Below are 16,032 nucleotides of genomic sequence, written 5' to 3' on the forward strand. Positions count from 1 at the left end.
TCCCGCTCGTCGTTCGGTTGTCGGTACTTCGGTGTTCCAGTTGGTTCGGTGGTCGGGTGGTTCGGTGCGTCGGCGGCCGGCGGGCCGTGCTCCGGCCCGCCGTCAGTTCTTCGATCCGCCGATGTTGCGGCCCACCCAGTCGCTCGCGTCGGAGAACCAGCCCTGGACGTTCGCCCAGTACTCCGGCAGCGGGGTGAAGTTCCACAGCGCCACCGCGGCCACCGCCAGCACCAGCAGCACCATCAGGCAGCCCTTCAGGCAGCCGAGGCCCGGGATGTACATCCGGTTGCGGCTGCGCGGGCGCCGCTCGCGGGCGGGCGCCGCCTCCCGGCGGGCGGGCTCCTGCGGCGGTTCGGCGCGGCGCTGCGGGGGCTCGCGGTGCTGGGGCGCCGGCGGCTCGGCCCGGCGCGGCGGCGCGGGCGGGGCCGACCGGGGCGGGGCCGACTGCTGCGGCGCGGGACGGTGGCCGCCCTGCGGGGCGGCCGGGGGCTGCTGCCCGTACGGCTGCGGCTGGTGGCCCTGCTGCGGGCGGCCGCGCTGCGGCTGCCCGTGCTGGGGCTGCCCGTGCTGCGGCTGCCCGTGCTGGGGCTGCCCGTGCTGCGGCTGCCCGTGCTGGGGCTGCCCGTGCTGCGGCTGGTTGTAGCCGCCCGGCGGCTGCGGGCGGCCCGCGGGCGGCGCCTGGTAGGGCGGCGGGGCGACCGGCGGGCGCTGGGCGTACCCGGGCGGCGGCGGGCCCTGCCGGTAGCCGCCCGGCGGCTGCTGGGGCTGCTGCTGGGGCTGCTGCTGCCCGGGGTAGCCCTGCTGCGGGCGGCCGCCGGCCTGGTACGGCGGCGGGGCCACCGGCGGGGCGTCGAAGTCCTCGGGCTCGAAGTAGCCGATCTCGGTCTGCTGGTTGCGGTCGCGCGCGGCGCGCAGCTGGGTCTGCCACGGGTGCGGCGCCTCGGCCTGCGGCGGGCCGGGCGGAGGCGGCGGCACGGCGCCGACGGGCGGCATCAGCCGGGTGGCGGCGGCCGGGTCGTACGGGGGCGGCTGGGTGCCCATCACCCGGGTCGCGGCCGCCGGGTCGTACTGGCCGGGCTGCGCGGGCTGGCCGGCCGGCAGCACCTGGGTGCGGTCCTCGGTACCGGGGGCACCGGGGGCGCCTGGGCCGCCCGGGGTGCCGAACGGGCCGCCCGGCACACCCATCGGGGCGCCCGGCACCACGGCGGGCTGCGGGTCCGGCTGGAGCAGCGTGCCGACGGACAGCGCCGCGTCCACCGCCGCCGGGGAGGCGTGCACGCCCACCCCGGCCGCGACCACCCGCAGGGCCCGGGCCAGCGTCACCGCGCTCGGGCGCTGCGCCGGGTCCTTGCGCAGGCAGCGCTCGATCACCGTCCAGAGCGGCTCCGGCATGGTGGACGGGCGCTGCGGCTCCTGGGCGAGGTGGGCCTGGAGGATGGCCAGCGGGTTGTCGCCCTGGAACGGCTGGCGGCCGGTGACCAGCTCGTACAGCATGATCCCGGCGCCGTAGACGTCCACCGCGGAGGTCTGCGGGCGGCCCTCGGCGGACTCCGGGGCGACGTACGCGGGGGTGCCGACGAACTCGTGGCTGCGGGTGATGCCCGGGGAGTCGGCGAGCCGGGCGATGCCGAAGTCGGTCAGCATCGGGTGCATCTGCTCGGTGCCGTCCACGACGGCGGTGGCGAGCAGCACGTTGGCCGGCTTGAGGTCGCGGTGGACGATGCCGTCGGCGTGGCTGACGGCCAGCGCGTCGGCGACCTGGGCCATCAGCAGGGCGCCGGCGATCGGGCTGAACGGGCCGTTGCCGCGCAGGTAGCGGGCCAGGTCGGGGCCGTCGATCAGGTCCATCACCAGGGCGAGCAGCTCGCCCTCGACGACCAGGTCGCGGACCTTGACGATGTTCGGGTGGGTGAGCCGGACCAGCACCGAGCGCTCGCGCAGGAAGCGCATCACGACGTCGGGGTCGGCGGCGAGCTCCTCGCGCAGGACCTTGACCGCGACCGCCTGGCCCGGCTCGCTGCCGGGCACCTCGACGTCGGCGCGGACCCGTCCGCGCCAGACGGTGCCGGTGGCCCCCCGACCGAGGGTCTCCTCCAGCAGATACTTGCTGCCGACTGGCCGCACCTGTCGCACTCCTCGCCGTGCCGCCCGCGCGGGGCGCTCCTCGGCAGGTGCGGTGAGCCTGCCGGGCCCGTGTTTCCGGCCACTCTAACGGTGTCCGTTCAGGTTTTTGAGGCGACCGGCGAGGGGGTTCGCCCGGGTTGGGGGACATCCCCTAGGGAAGGACCCGGAGGTCTCCGGCCGCCGTCCGGGGCGTCCGCGGGACGTCTGCGGCGGGTCTGCGGCGGGTCTACGGGAGCTCTGCGGCGGGTCTCCGGCCGGGTCCGGCCCGGATACCGGCCGGGAGGCGGTTGACCTGACCCTCCGTCGCCTCCAACATGGCGATGATCGCAAGATCGTCAAATCCGGTACCGTGCGCGGACTGTCCGTGACGGATGGCAGGATGACAGTCGCCACTCTTGTGGCCCAAGCCGTGCCGCGGCCACTCCGACGGCACCCGCGACGGCCCGAGGCAGCGGCACCAGGCGTCACACCAGCAGAAGGGACCGCGGGCGAGATGCAGATCCGGCTGACCGTCCTCCGACCGCGCAGCGGCCCGGCAGTCGCCGGCTCCGCCATCCCCTACGTCGACGTGCTGGTCACCGCGCCCGTCGGCACCGCGCTCGGCTCCCTCGCGGGCGCCCTCGCGGGCGCCGTGGGCGTGCGCGGCCCGCGGGCCGCCACCCACGTGCACCTCTACGCCGGGGCGCACCGGGTGGACGAGCACACCCTGCTCGGCCACCCCCCGCTGCTCGACGGCGCCGTCCTCAGCCTCAACGAACCCGACCCGACCGCCGACGACCCCGACGACGGCCGGGCCGCCGCCGAGCTCCGGGTGGTCGGCGGCCCCGACGCCGGCGGCGTGCACCGCCTGCACGGCCGCGAGATCCGGGTCGGCCGCTCCGGCGAGGCCGACGTCCCGATCGACGACCCGGACGTCTCCCGGCTGCACCTCGCCCTGCACCTCGCCGACGACGGCACGGTGACCGTCCGCGACCTCGGCTCCACCAACGGCACCACGGTGGACGGCCGCATCGTGCCGGCCGGCCAGCCCGAGGAGGCCGTCCCGCTCGACGGCACCGGACTGCTCCGGATCGGCGAGTCCACCCTCCGGATCACCGGCCCCGAGACGGCGGACGGCACCGGGTCGCCCGCCCGCGCCGCACTCCCCGACGGCCACGGCCACCTCCAGCTCGCCGCCCCCGCGCCCGCCCGCCCCGCACCGCCCGTCGCGGAACCGCCCGCCGCCCCGGAACCCCCCGCCGGCCGGGGCCGCGGCCTGCTCTCGCTCCGGCTGGGCCGCTCCGCCGCCGAGCCGCCCGGCCAGGAGAGCGCCGAGCGCCACCACGCCGCCGTCCGCACCCGGCAGGCCGCCGCCCAGCGCGAACGCTGGCCCGACCTCGCCACCCTGCTGCTCAACGCGCTCGGCCCCGGCCCCCGGCTCTGGGAGCGCGGGCCCGGCCACCCCGACGCGCTCACCCTGCGCCTCGGCACCGCCGACCGCCCCGGCGGCCCCGGCACCTCCCCCGGCACCGTGCTCCCCGCCGTCCCGGTCACCCTCGACCTGCAGACCGCCGGCAGCCTCGGCCTCAGCGGCCCGCGCGACCGGCTCGACGCGCTCACCCGCGCCGTCGTCGCCCAGCTCGCCGCACTGCACCCGCCGACCGGGCTCAGCCTCGTCGTCGTCGACGCCGACCCGGCCCGCGCCCAGCAGGACCGCGCCGACACCTGGGCCTGGGCGCTCTGGCTGCCCCACCTGCGCCCCACCGACGGCCAGGACTGCCGGCTGCTGCTCGGCCTCGACGACGAGCAGGCCACCGCCCGGCTCACCGAACTCACCACCCGGCTCACCGGCCCGACCGGCCTCGGCGGCCACCCCGCCACCGTCGTCGTCGTCGACGGCCGCCCGGGCACCCCGGCCGCCCGACAGGCCCTCGACCTGCTGCTGCGGCAGGGCCCCGCCGTCGGCATCTTCCCGATCTGCCTTGCCGAGCAGCCCGAACTCCTGCCCCGCGGCATCGGCGCCATCGCCCTGATCACCGGCGAGGTCGGCACCCAGCTCTCACTCGACCGGCCGGTCGCCCGCGGCCGCGAGACCCTGCACGAGGTCTCCCTGGACGCCGTCTCCGACGCCTGGGCCGAACGGCTGGCCCGCGTCCTCGCCCCGCTGCGCGAGGCCACCCCCGCCGCCCGCGGTCCGCTCCCGGACGCGCTGCGCCTGCTCGACCTGCTCCAGCTCGACACCGTCACCCCCGCCAAGCTCTCCGCCCGCTGGGCCGCGCACGCCGGCGGCATCAGCGCCGCCACCGCCCTGCTCGGCACCACCCGCGACGAGCTCTGCACCCTCGACCTCGCCGACCCGGAGCTCACCCTCCCCTCCCCCGACCCGGGCGGCCCGCACCTGCTGGTCGGCGGCGCGCGCGGCTCCGGCAAGACCGAGCTGCTGCGCACCCTGATCGCCTCGCTGGCGGTCTCCGAGCGCCCCGAACGGCTGTCCGTCACCCTCATCGAGGGCCGCGACTCCGAGGACGGCCTGGCGGGGTGCACCGAGCTGCCGCACGTCACCGGTCTCGTCAACGCCGCCACCGACCCGCGCGCCGCCCTGCTCGCCGCCGAGTCGCTGGAGGACGAGCTGGCCCTGCGCGAGCGGCTCTTCGACGGACTGGACTTCGCCTCCTGGCACGCCGCCCGCATCCTCGACGGCGTGCCGGAGGGCGACACCGCCCACGCCGACCGACCGGCCGTCCCGGTGCCCGCCACCGTCGGCGCGGGCGGCGCACCGACCGTCGCCCGGATCGTCCAGCCGCGCAGCTCGGAACCGCCGGCACCGCCCGCCGCGCCCTCCGCCGCCCCCGGCCCGGTCCCGGCCCGGCTGGTCGTGGTGGTCGACGACTACGACGCGCTGCTCTCCCCCACCTCCCCGGCGGGCCGCCCGCTGGCCCGGGCGCTCGCCGCCGTCGCCCGGCGCGGGGGTCCGCTCGGCGTCCACCTCGCCGTCGCCACCGGCCGGCCGGAGGAGAGCGCCGGCACCGAGGTCGACGAGGCGGCCCTGCTGCGGATCGCGCTGCGCACCGAGGACCCGGCCGACTCCGACCTCCTGATCCACCTCGGCGACGCCGCCGCGCTGCCGGACTCGACACCGGGCCGCGGCTACCTGCGGATGCCGGACGGCGGTGTCACGGCCTTCCAGACCGCCCGGATCAGCGGTCGCATCCCGCGCACCGCCACCCTGCGGCCCACCGTCGTGGCGATAGACCCGCTCCAGCTGGGGGCTCCGCCGGCCCGCCGCCCGGTCCGCGAGCTGGGCAACGGGCCGACCGACCTCGCCCTGCTCGCCAGCGCGCTGCAGCGGGCCGCCGCGCGCTGAGGCGGGCCGGGCGGCCGGGCCTCCCGGTCTCCTGGCCACCTGGCCACCTGGCCACCTGACCACCTGACCACCTGGCACCGAAACGGCTGTGGGGCCCGCTTCCACCGGGCCCCACAGCTTCACTCGTGACGTGCTCAGGCGTTCTTCTGCTTCGGCTCCTCGCCGGGCTGGTCGGTGACGGCGCGGCCCAGCACCGCCGAGTGCCCGGCCACCGTGCCCGGCTTGCCCAGGTCATTGCCCTCGCCGACGACGACCAGGCGTTCACCGAGGAAATCGTGGGTCTTCGGGTCGAAGATCCACTCGCTCCGGACGCCGCTGTCCACGTGCGCCACGGCCACCCCGTGCCGGCCCGAGGCGTCCACCGAGTCGTCGACCACGGTGACCCCGGGGATCTTCGCCGCCGCGCGGTAGAGCGCCGCGCTGACCGCCGGCGGCGCCAGCTGCTCGCGCAGCAGGTCGCCGATGGTGGTGAAGGCCTCCTGGTCGGGAGTCCTGCCCTGGCCCTTGGTCTCCGCGTAGATCTTCTTCAGCAGCGCGTCCGGATCGGTCGTCAGCCCGGCCAGGTACTCGTACGTCGGCCCGTTCAGGCTCGGCTTGGTGGTCGGGTCGAGCCACTCGCCGCCGTCGGTGCGCGGCGCGGGGCGCTTGTCCCCGCTCTTGCGCTCGCCCGTCTCCCGGGACCTCCCCTCCTCCTTCAGCACGCCCCACTGGCTGCCGTCCGCCGAGAGCCAGATCTGGCGGCGGTGCGGCGCCTCGATGGTCGACTCGCCGGTGGCCAGGTTGGTGCTGGCGAAGGACACCAGGCTTTCCACGTAGACGTACTGCTTCTTGCCGGGCTTCGGGTCGGGCTTGCCGGCGGCGGTGTCGGCGGCCTGGGTCAGCAGCCGCACGGCGGCGACCGGGTCGGCGTTCAGCGTGCCGGTGCCGACGACGCCCTGGGACTGGGACTGCTGCCGGGCCTGCTGCCCGGCCGAGCGGCCGCCGTCGTCCTGGCCGGTCAGCAGCAGGGTCAGCACGAGGCCCCCCGCCAGTGCCGGGATCGCCACCCAGCCCAGCTTCCCGCGTCGCACCCGGGCGGGCTCGGTCTCCCTGATCTCGGTCATCAGATGTCCCCTCAACAGCCGGTGGCGGTCGGAGGAGAGTTCGGGCCGCGCCGGCGGCGGCAGCAGCCGCGCCAGTTCGGCACGTTCGTGCTCGTTCATCGGTTGGTCTCCCGTATCGACCGGGCCGCTTCGGTGCGGCCACCCGGTACCTGTCCGGCCTCCGTGCGGAGTTCCCGCCCGTTCCCCAATTCCTCGTCGGCCAGCGCGCGGAGCTTCTTCCGGGCGCGCGAGAGCCGCGAACGCACCGTGCCGATCGGCACCCCGAGGGCCTCGGCGGCGCTCGCGTAGTCCAGGTCGGCCCAGACGCAGAGCCCGAACACGTCCCGCTCGGCCTTCCGGAGGCGGCCCAGCGCCCGCCGCGCGGCCGCCAGCTGGGCGCTGTCGTCCAACCGGCCGACCAGCTCGTCGGCGAAGTCCGGCACCACGTCGCGCTCCGGCAGCCGCTCCATCGCGGCCCGGTGCCGCCGGGCCGCGCGGGCCGTGTTGCGCAGCACGTTGGCGGCGACCCCGAACAGCCAGGGGCGGACCGACTCGTCGCCCGCGTGCAGCTTGTGCCGCAGCCGCCACGCCTCCAGGAAGGTCAGCTGGACGACGTCCTCGGCGACCGCCCAGTCCCCCGACACCCGCACCGCGTAGCGGTACAGGTCACCTGCCGTCTCGTCGAACAGCTCCCCGAACGCCCACTGGTCCCCATCCCGTATCCGGCCCCGCTGTGACAGCTCCACACCCCCACCTGTCCGCAGCACCGCCCTGAGTTCCCACCCACAGCACAACACGGCGGGCCCGCGTCCGAGGACGCGGGCCCGCCGTGGAGTAACGATCAGCGCGAGTAGTGATACCGGGCCTGGTGAACGATCAGCTCGTTCGCGGCGGGTTCGTAGACCAGTCGGTGCTCGTCCGTGATCCGCCGCGACCAGAGTCCCGCCAGGTCTCCCTTGAGCGGTTCCGGCTTGCCCAAGCCCCTGAACGGGTCACGTACCGCGTCCTTGATCAGTTCGTTGAGCTTCCGGAGGACCTTCTTGTCGGTCGCCTGCCAATACAGGTAGTCGTCCCAGCCCTCAGCGGTGAACGCCAGCTTCACTCGTCGTCCACCAAGTCGCGGTACTCGAACCTGCCACCGGCCGCCGCCTGCCGCGAGGCGAGCAGGCGCCGGGCGTTCTCCGGCGAACGCAGGAGGTACTCGGTCTCATCCGGCTCAGCCGTGTCCTTGACCAGGCGCAGCACGTGGCTGCGCACCTCCTCGACCTGCTCGGGTTCCAGGTGCTCGATGAGTGCGTAGAGGTCGCTGTAGTCGGGCGCGGTGGCCATCCGGACTCCTTCGCTGGGCGGCTCACACCAAAGATAACGCCGACCACCCCAGCGGGGACACGCCCCGGAACCCCGGGCCCGCGTCCGAGGACGCGGGCCCGCCGGAGCGGTCCGCTCAGCCGCCGGCGCCGAACTCCCCGGCCCGGACACCGGCGACGAACGCCGCCCAGGCGGCGGCGGAGAAGACGAGTGCCGGCCCCTGCGGATCCTTGGAGTCCCGCACCGGAAGCACCCCGGAGAAGCCGTCCGCCACCTCGATGCACTCGTTGTCGGGCCCACTGAACGAGCTCTTCCTCCACCTGGCCGCAGAGTGGTCGAAAGTCTGGGTCATGCGCCGAACTCCTTGATCGAGTTGATCAGTTCCAGGGATTCCACGGGTGAGAGCGCTTTGGTGCGGACATCGTCCCAGAGCTCCTGATACGCCTCCACCTCCTTTGCGCCCTCAAGCCACATCGAGCCCGAGGGGTTGTCCAGCAGGACCACATCCATCGCAGCCTCGGAGGGGAATCCCAGGATCACGTACGGTCCAGCCATGCTGGCATGCGCGCCTACTCGGAACGGAACCACCTGCACGGTCACGTTGGGCATGGCTGCCGACCTTGCCAAGTGATCGAGCTGCGCTTTCATGACCTCCGGCCCGCCGACTTGCTGTCGTAGCGCACCTTCCGCCAGAACGACCCAGACGGACAGCGGATCGTCGGCGGTGAGCCGGTTCTGCCGTATCAGCCTGACCGTCACGAACTGCTCGATCTCTTCGGGCTGCTTCCACCGGCGGCCCGCCACCGTGAGCGCACGCGCATAGTCCGGAGTCTGCAGGAGCGCCGGAATCATCTGGCTCTGGAAGGTCCGCAGCGACGACGCCGAGGCCTCCAACTCGATGAAGTCGCGGTAGGTGTCCGCGAGCACACCGCCGTACTCGTTCCACCAACCGCTCCCGCGGCGCCGCTTGTTCGCCGTACGAGCCAACTCGGCCAGACGTTCATGAACTGCCCGTTCGTCGACTCCGTACAGCCGGAGCATCGCCGCGAGATCAGGTGTCCGGACCGGGCTGCGACCGTTCTCGATTCGCGAGATCTTGCCTTTGGTGCAATCCAGTTCGACCGCGACGGCCGAGGTCGTCAGGCCGGCGCGCTCCCGCATGGTGCGCAGCTCATCGCCCAACTGCCGCCCCAGCACTGTTGATGGCGCACTCGACGGACGCTCTCCCTGCATGCGCTCTCCTCTGATCAGCGGTCAGTCTGCGCCCTCCGAGGGCGCGCGGGCAATCGATGCAGCTGTTTCTCCGGGAAACGTTGCAAACGATCTCGAAGCGGGAGCATGCTACCTGGCGTAGGCGATCGCAATACAAAGCGTGACTACTGCGAACCGTCCGCCGGGCATTCCTATGCCCGATCCCGTCATCGGATCCCCGACACCCCAACCCCACCGGAGGTGGCTCCCCCATGCCCGGAACCGACCGGCCCACCGACCCCACCGCTGCCCGCGACTCCTGGTTCCCGCGCTCCCGCAGATCGCCGCAGCTCGCGCGGCGGATGCTTCGCGAGCTCCTCGATACCGTGCCGGACGGCCACCGCTTCACGGAGGTCGGCGAGTTGCTCACGTCCGAGCTGGTCGGCAACGCCGTGCTGCACTCCGGAATGCCCGGGCGGCTGATCCGGGTGCTCTTCGCCGTCGACGACACCCGGCTCCGCATCGAGGTGCACGATGCGGGCGACCGTCCGCCCGTCCCCCGGCAGCCGGCCGCGACCGACGGGTGCGGGCGCGGCCTGCTCCTCGTCGAGGCCCTCGCGCTCGCGTGGGGGCACGCGCCGCGCCCGGACGGGATCGGCAAGGTGGTCTGGTGCGAGTGCGGCCCCGGGTCGATCGGCGACGCGACGTGAGCCCGATAGCCGAGGGCGGGGCCGAGACGACCGCGTCGGCCCCGCCCACTTCCGATTCCCCCGAACGCTTCGCACTCACCGTGTCGGATGTGCTACTTTCCGCATCATCAACAGAACATAGAAGACCCCGGCGGTGCGCTAACACCCCGGGGTCCGGCACAGGAGCAAGCACTCCACATGCAGATTCATCGTAGCGCCCACGCGCGCTCTTTCACCGTACTTCCCAACGGCCTGTTGCAGGACCGCCGCCTCAGCTACACCGCCCGCGGCCTGCTCGCCGACCTGCTCTCCCGCCCGGACGGCTGGCGCGAGGACGGGCGCCAGATGGCCGACAGCAGTCCACAGGGGCGCGGAACCCTCCGCCGCGCCCTCAAGGAGCTGACGGACGCCGGGTACTACCGCGTCCACCGGGTCCGGCGGCCCGACGGCACCATCCGCTCCGAGGCCCACGTCTTCGACACCCCTCAGCTCGGCCCCTCACCGTGTGCCGCCCACCCGGTCGCCGGTGAACGGAGCACCGGCCGCGCTGACGCCCCTCCCGTAAAGAACCCGGTGCAAGAACCCGCCCTCCCCGCGGGGCTGCCCGACGAACAGACCCGCACCGCCGTCGCGGCCCTGTTCCGCGCGATCCGGCCCGAACCGCGTCTGCGCCTCGGGCTCGCCGAGGCGCAGACGCTCGCACCCCTCGTCACCCGGTGGCTCGACGGCGGCAGCACCGCCACCGACCTGGCGCACGCCCTGCTCCCCGGCCTGCCCTCGCCCCTGCACTCCCCCGCCGCCCTGATCCGCAGTCGCCTCCGCCGCAAACTGCCGCCCCCGCGTGCCGAAGGACCGCCCGCCTCGTACGCCGAGTGCGCCCGCTGCCACGACCCGGTCCCCCGCCCCGGCATCTGCCGCCCGTGCGCCGGCCTCGTCCCGAGAACCCCCGCCGCCGCCGTCCCCGCCGCCGCCTCCACGGGTGCGGCCCGCGCCCGCGCCGCCCTCCGCGGCCGCCCGGGCCCGGCCGGCGCGGTCACCGCAGGCGGCTCCCCCGGGTGAACGTGCGCGGCCGCGCAAAGCGGCGGGCCCGCGTCCGAGGACGCGGGCCCGCCGTGGAACAGCCGTCCGTCAGCGCATCGAACCCGTGCGGAGCAGGGTGCGGATGACGCGCATCGCGACCGAGAGGCTGGACAGCTCGTAGTTGTCCGAACCCCTTATGTCGTCGAGCGTGCTCTTCGCCCGGTTCAGCAGGGTGGAGTTGAGGTCCGCCCAGGCGCTGTAGCGCTCCTCGGGGGTGGCGCCGTCGGGGCCGCAGGCCAGGATGTCGGCGGTCAGGGCCGCGTGGGCCGCGAAGAGGTCCTCGCGGATGGCGGCGCGGGCCATCGACGACCAGCGGTCGGTGCGGGGCAGCTCGATGATGCGGTCGAGCAGGTGGGTGATCTGCAGGCGGTCGGCGAGGTCGTAGTAGAGCTCGGCGACGTCGGCGACGTCCTTGCCGGACCGGTCCGCGACCTCGGTGACGTCCAGGGTCGGGAAGGTCGAGGAGAGGCCCGCGATCCGGGTGGCGAGCGCCTCCGGCACACCGGCCTCGGCCAGCTCGTTGTAGACCGACTCGAACCAGGCCAGGTCCTCGCCGCGGAGCGGCTTGGGCAGCGAGCCCCAGACCAGGTTGACCCGGTCGTGGAAGAACTCGATGGTGGCGGCGATGTCGAGCGGCTGGCGCCGGTTGTTGAGCATCCACCGGGTGGCGCGCTCGACCAGGCGGCGCGAGTGCAGGCGCATCTTGGTCTGGGCGCGGGCCGGGACCTTGTTGTCCAGGGCCTCGATCTCGCCCCAGATCTCCTCCAGGCCGAAGACGGCCCGCGCGGCGGTGTGCGTCCGGGCGATCTCCTCGTAGGTGGCGCCGGTCTCCTCCTTCAGGCGGAAGGCGAAGGTGCAGCCACCGCGGTTGATCGTGTCGTTGACGATCAGCGTGGTGATGATCTCGCGGCGCAGCGCGTGCTGGTCGATCTGCTCGGCGAACCGGGCCCGCAGCGCGCTCGGGAAGTAGTCGTGCAGCGCGGTGCGGAAGAACGGGTCGTCGGGCAGCTCGGTGGCGAGCAGCTCGTCGGCCAGGGTGATCTTGGTGTAGGCGAGCAGCACCGACATCTCCGGCTGGGAGAGGCCGCGGCCGTTCTGCTGGCGCTCGCGGATCTGCCGCTCGGCGGGCAGGAACTCCAGGCCCCGGTCGAGCTGGCCGGCCGACTCCAGGCGGTTGATCATCCGGGAGTGGACGTTGACCATGCTGTGCGCCTGGGCGACGGCGTTGGCCAGCACCACGTTCTGCGCGTAGTTGTTGCGCAGGACGAGGTGGCCGACCTCGTCGGTCATCTCGGCGAGCAGGGTGTTGCGCTGCTTCACCGTCATGTCGCCGTCGGCGACGATCTGGTTGAGCAGGATCTTGATGTTGACCTCGTGGTCCGAGGTGTCCACGCCGGCCGAGTTGTCGATGGCGTCGGTGTTGATCCAGCCGCCGGCGCTCTGCGGGCCGCCGGTCGCCGCGTACTCGATGCGGCCGAGCTGGGTGCAGCCGAGGTTGCCGCCCTCGCCGATGACGCGGGCGCGGACCTGCTCGCCGTTGACCCGGATCGCGTCGTTGGCCTTGTCGCCGACCTCGGCGTTGGTCTCGGTGGAGGCCTTGATGTAGGTGCCGATGCCGCCGTTCCAGAACAGGTCGACGGGCGCCTGGAGGACGGCCTTCATCAGCTCGGCGGGGGTGAGCCGGCTCTCGGTGACGCCGAGCGCGGCCCGGACCTGCGAGCTGAGCTGGATGGACTTGGCGCTGCGCGGGAAGACGCCGCCGCCGGCCGAGATCAGCGACTTGTCGTAGTCGTCCCAGGAGCTGCGGGGCAGCTCGAAGAGGCGGCGGCGCTCGGCGTAGGAGGCGGCCGCGTCCGGGTTGGGGTCGAGGAAGATGTGCCGGTGGTCGAAGGCGGCGACCAGGCGGATGTGCTCGCTGAGCAGCATGCCGTTGCCGAAGACGTCGCCGGACATGTCGCCGATGCCGATGACGGTGAAGTCCTCGGACTGGGTGTCGACGCCGAGCTCGCGGAAGTTGCGCTTGACGGACTCCCAGGCGCCGCGGGCGGTGATGCCCATGCCCTTGTGGTCGTAGCCGGCCGAGCCGCCGGAGGCGAACGCGTCGCCCAGCCAGAAGCCGTACGACTCGGCGACGCCGTTGGCGATGTCGGAGAAGGTCGCGGTGCCCTTGTCGGCGGCGACGACCAGGTAGGTGTCGTCCTCGTCGTGACGGACCACGTCGGCCGGGTGGACGACCTCGCCGCCGACCAGGTTGTCGGTGATGTCCAGCAGCGCCGAGATGAACGTCTTGTAGGACGAAACGCCCTCGGCCAGCCAGGCGTCGCGGTCCACCGACGGGTCCGGCAGCTGCTTGGCGACGAAGCCGCCCTTGGCGCCGACCGGCACGATGACGGTGTTCTTCACCATCTGCGCCTTGACCAGGCCGAGGATCTCGGTCCGGAAGTCCTCACGCCGGTCGGACCAGCGCAGGCCGCCGCGGGCGACCTTGCCGAAGCGCAGGTGCACGCCCTCGACCTGCGGCGAGTAGACCCAGATCTCGAACGCCGGGCGCGGGGCCGGCAGGTCCGGGATGGCCTTCGGGTCGAACTTCATCGACACGTACGAGTGCCACTCGCCCGAGCCGTCGTGCTGGAAGAAGTTGGTCCGCAGGGTGGCCTTGATCAGGTGCAGGAACGAGCGCAGGATGCGGTCCTCGTCCAGCGAGACGACCTCGTCCAGCGCGCCGGACAGCTCCTCGATGATCCCCTCGGTCAGTTCGAGGGCCCCCTGCTGGTGGCTGGGGCTCAGCCGGGCCTCGAAGAGGTTCACCAGCAGGCGCGTGGTGTGCATGTTGTTGCGGAGCGCGTCCTCCATGTAGTCCTGGGAGAACGTGGAGCCCGCCTGGCGCAGGTACTTGGCGTACGCGCGCAGCATCATCGCCTGGCGCCAGGTCAGCCCGGCGGTCAGGACCAGCTCGTTGAAGCCGTCGTTCTCGGCCTTGCCGGTCCAGGTGGCGGCGAAGGTCTCCTGGAAGCGCTCGCGCGCCTCGTCGGTCAGCTCGACGGCCTCGCGCAGCCGCAGGCCGAAGTCGTAGACCCACGCGGTGGTGTGGTCGGAGCGGGTCAGCGCGTACGGGTGCTCGTCCAGCACCTCGACGCCGAGCCGCTGGAGGACCGGCAGCACCTCGGTGAGCGAGATCGGGCCGCCCACCCGGTAGATCTTGAAGCGGCGCTCGTCGTCGCCGGCCCCGACCGGCTGGTACAGGTTGAGCCGGAAGTCGCCCTCGCCGTGCAGCGCCTCGATCTGCTTGAGGTCGGCGACGGCGGTGCGCGCGGTGAAGTCGGCGCGGTAGCCGTCGGGGAAGGCGTTGGCGTACTTGCGGGACAGCTCGGCGGCCTTCTCCTCGCCCAGCTCGACGTGCAGCTGGTCGTTGAAGCCGTCCATCCAGAACCGGGCGGCCTCGGCCAGCTTGGCCTCGATCCGCTCGACCTCGGCGTCGCTCAGGTGCGGCAGCTCGCTGCCCGGGGTCACCCGGACCACGAAGTGCAGTCGGGTCAGCACCGACTCCGTCGACCAGACCGTGTAGTCGATCGAGGCGCCGTTGAGCTCCTGCATCAGGATGTCCATCAGGCGCAGCCGGATGCGGGTGGTGTAGCGGTCGCGCGGCAGGTAGACCAGCGCCGAGAAGTAGCGCCCGTACTCGTCCTGGCGCAGGAAGAGGCGGAGCTTGCGGCGCTCCTGGAGGTACAGCACGCTCGTGGCGATCTGGAGCAGCTCGTCGGCCGCGGTCTGGAAGATCTCGTCCCGGGGGAAGGTCTCCAGGATCTGCAGCAGGTCGCGGCCGTCGTGGCTCTCGCTGGAGAAGCCGGACTCGGCGATGACGTCCTGGACCTTGCGGCGGACCACCGGGATGCGGTTGACCGACTCGGTGTACGCGGCGGCCGAGAACAGGCCGAGGAAGCGGCGCTCGCCGATGACCTCGCCGTTGGCGTCGAACTTCTTCACGCCGACGTAGTCGAGGTAGGACGGGCGGTGCACGGTGGCGCGGCTGTTGGCCTTGGTGAGGACGAGCAGCGTCTTCTCGTGCGCCTTGGCGCGCACCGGCGCGGAGAGCCGGCCGAAGGCCTCGCTGACGGCGTGGTGCTGGTCGTCGTGGCCGATCGGGTCGGAGCGCAGGATGCCGAGGCCGGTCCCGGCGACGGCCTTGAGGACCTCCTCGCCCTCGTGCTCGACCAGGTCGTACTCGCGGTAGCCGAGGAAGGTGAAGTGGTCGTCGGCGAGCCAGCGCATCAGCTCCCAGGCCTCGCCGACCTCCTGCTCGGGCAGGCCGGTCGGGGGCACCTCGGCGAGCTCGTCGGCGAGGCGGAGCGCGGAGTCGCGCATCTTGCCCCAGTCCTCGACGACCTCGCGGACGTCACCGAGCACGCGGCGCAGGTCGGTCTCGATCGCGCGCAGGTCCTCGCGGTCGGTCTCGCGGTCGATCTCGATGTGCATCCACGACTCGACGATCGCGTCGGCCGGCCACTCGGCGCCGGCGGCCTGGCTGCGGGCGCAGGCGTCGACGTCGAGGATCTCCAGCAGCTTGCCGGTGATGTCACGGCGGACCACCAGCTGCGGGTGGATGACGACGTGGATCGCGCGGTCCTGGCGGGACAGCTCGTTGGTGACCGAGTCGACCAGGAAGGGCATGTCGTCGGTGACGACCTCGACCACGGTGTGGCCGCACGACCAGCCGTTCTCCTCGACCGAGGGGGTGTGCACCCGCACCTCGGCGCTGCCCTGCGGCCGCTTGAGGCCGAGGCGGTAGTGGGAGGCGGCCGCGCCGTACACGTCGACCGGGTCGCGGTCGACCAGGTCCTCGGGGGCGGTGTGGAGGTAGTAGTGGTGCAGGTACGCGGTCAGAGCGCCGTTGCTCAGACCCTCGCCCGGCGCCGCTCCCCCCACCTGGCTGTTCTCAGCGGCTGCTGCTGCCTTCCTGAGCAGTTCGGCCTTGGCTGCGTCCAGCTTGGTCTGCATGACTTCTTGGCTCCTGTCGCGCGCCGTTGCGTGACTCGGTGGTGTGTGGGTGTCCACCGCCGGGTCTTCCGCAATCCTGCCGCACCCTCCGGCTGAAAGGAGTCCATGGCACGCATGGAACACCCTCACAGCGGGTAGGACGAGACGTTCGGCCTGCGGAGCCACCCGACGACGCCAGCCAGCCTAACGGGATCAATCGAAGGTGTCAGGGGACAGGGAG

Annotated in this window: 11 protein-coding genes; 3 read left to right on the forward strand and 8 right to left on the reverse strand. The window is 73.3% G+C overall.

What is annotated here, in order from left to right:
- Positions 1 to 102 precede the first annotated feature (102 nt).
- Positions 103 to 2,124, reverse strand: a complete 2,022-nt coding sequence (locus tag OG550_RS13920) for a serine/threonine-protein kinase (RefSeq protein ID WP_327677403.1) — start codon at positions 2,122 to 2,124, stop codon at positions 103 to 105.
- A gap of 493 nt (positions 2,125 to 2,617) precedes the next feature.
- Between OG550_RS13920 and OG550_RS13925 the strand changes: the two genes are divergently transcribed.
- Positions 2,618 to 5,467 (forward strand): FtsK/SpoIIIE domain-containing protein, encoded by a 2,850-nt coding sequence (locus OG550_RS13925; protein ID WP_327677404.1) that lies wholly within the window; start codon positions 2,618 to 2,620, stop codon positions 5,465 to 5,467.
- Positions 5,468 to 5,601: 134 nt separating this feature from the next.
- Here OG550_RS13925 and OG550_RS13930 read toward each other — a convergent pair whose 3' ends face one another.
- From OG550_RS13930 to OG550_RS13955, 6 genes are all read right to left on the reverse strand, one after another.
- Positions 5,602 to 6,669 (reverse strand): CU044_5270 family protein, encoded by a 1,068-nt coding sequence (locus OG550_RS13930; RefSeq protein WP_327677406.1) that lies wholly within the window; start codon positions 6,667 to 6,669, stop codon positions 5,602 to 5,604.
- Positions 6,666 to 7,295 (reverse strand): RNA polymerase sigma factor, encoded by a 630-nt coding sequence (locus OG550_RS13935; RefSeq protein WP_327677408.1) that lies wholly within the window; start codon positions 7,293 to 7,295, stop codon positions 6,666 to 6,668. The genes OG550_RS13930 and OG550_RS13935 overlap by 4 nt, the downstream gene beginning before the upstream one ends.
- Positions 7,296 to 7,390: 95 nt before the next feature.
- Positions 7,391 to 7,651, reverse strand: coding sequence for a Txe/YoeB family addiction module toxin (locus tag OG550_RS13940; protein WP_327677410.1), 261 nt, complete (start codon positions 7,649 to 7,651; stop codon positions 7,391 to 7,393).
- Complete coding sequence (locus tag OG550_RS13945) at positions 7,648 to 7,878, reverse strand: hypothetical protein (RefSeq protein ID WP_327677412.1); 231 nt, start codon at positions 7,876 to 7,878, stop codon at positions 7,648 to 7,650. The genes OG550_RS13940 and OG550_RS13945 overlap by 4 nt, the downstream gene beginning before the upstream one ends.
- Before the next feature lie 115 nt (positions 7,879 to 7,993).
- Entirely contained in the window at positions 7,994 to 8,209 is a 216-nt protein-coding gene (locus tag OG550_RS13950; RefSeq protein ID WP_327677414.1) for a DUF397 domain-containing protein, read from the reverse strand.
- Positions 8,206 to 9,090 carry a helix-turn-helix domain-containing protein gene (locus tag OG550_RS13955; RefSeq protein WP_327677416.1) on the reverse strand — a complete coding sequence of 295 codons (885 nt, stop codon included), beginning with the start codon at positions 9,088 to 9,090 and terminating at the stop codon, positions 8,206 to 8,208. The genes OG550_RS13950 and OG550_RS13955 overlap by 4 nt, the downstream gene beginning before the upstream one ends.
- A 230-nt stretch (positions 9,091 to 9,320) precedes the next feature.
- Here OG550_RS13955 and OG550_RS13960 point away from each other — a divergent pair, with 230 nt between their 5' ends.
- Both OG550_RS13960 and OG550_RS13965 read left to right on the forward strand, forming a co-directional pair.
- Positions 9,321 to 9,758 carry an ATP-binding protein gene (locus OG550_RS13960; protein WP_327677418.1) on the forward strand — a complete coding sequence of 146 codons (438 nt, stop codon included), beginning with the start codon at positions 9,321 to 9,323 and terminating at the stop codon, positions 9,756 to 9,758.
- Positions 9,759 to 9,935: 177 nt separating this feature from the next.
- Complete coding sequence (locus OG550_RS13965) at positions 9,936 to 10,796, forward strand: hypothetical protein (RefSeq protein ID WP_327677420.1); 861 nt, start codon at positions 9,936 to 9,938, stop codon at positions 10,794 to 10,796.
- A 69-nt stretch (positions 10,797 to 10,865) separates the two neighbouring features.
- Here OG550_RS13965 and OG550_RS13970 read toward each other — a convergent pair whose 3' ends face one another.
- Positions 10,866 to 15,812: an NAD-glutamate dehydrogenase gene (locus OG550_RS13970; RefSeq protein ID WP_327677422.1), complete on the reverse strand. Its 4,947-nt coding sequence runs from the start codon at positions 15,810 to 15,812 to the stop codon at positions 10,866 to 10,868.
- Between the last annotated feature and the right edge of the window lie 220 nt (positions 15,813 to 16,032).

This window comes from Kitasatospora sp. NBC_00458 (genome assembly GCF_036013975.1).
Lineage (GTDB): Bacteria > Actinomycetota > Actinomycetes > Streptomycetales > Streptomycetaceae > Kitasatospora.

What these genes read in the sequence shown, in the direction of transcription:
- OG550_RS13930 (WP_327677406.1), bottom strand. Translation starts at nt 6,669, where the DNA reads ATGAACGAGCACGAACGTGCCGAACTGGCGCGGCTGCTGCCGCCGCCG.
- OG550_RS13925 (WP_327677404.1), top strand. Translation starts at nt 2,618, where the DNA reads ATGCAGATCCGGCTGACCGTCCTCCGACCGCGCAGCGGCCCGGCAGTC.
- OG550_RS13950 (WP_327677414.1), bottom strand. Translation starts at nt 8,209, where the DNA reads ATGACCCAGACTTTCGACCACTCTGCGGCCAGGTGGAGGAAGAGCTCG.
- OG550_RS13960 (WP_327677418.1), top strand. Translation starts at nt 9,321, where the DNA reads ATGCCCGGAACCGACCGGCCCACCGACCCCACCGCTGCCCGCGACTCC.
- OG550_RS13945 (WP_327677412.1), bottom strand. Translation starts at nt 7,878, where the DNA reads ATGGCCACCGCGCCCGACTACAGCGACCTCTACGCACTCATCGAGCAC.
- OG550_RS13970 (WP_327677422.1), bottom strand. Translation starts at nt 15,812, where the DNA reads ATGCAGACCAAGCTGGACGCAGCCAAGGCCGAACTGCTCAGGAAGGCA.
- OG550_RS13955 (WP_327677416.1), bottom strand. Translation starts at nt 9,090, where the DNA reads ATGCAGGGAGAGCGTCCGTCGAGTGCGCCATCAACAGTGCTGGGGCGG.
- OG550_RS13965 (WP_327677420.1), top strand. Translation starts at nt 9,936, where the DNA reads ATGCAGATTCATCGTAGCGCCCACGCGCGCTCTTTCACCGTACTTCCC.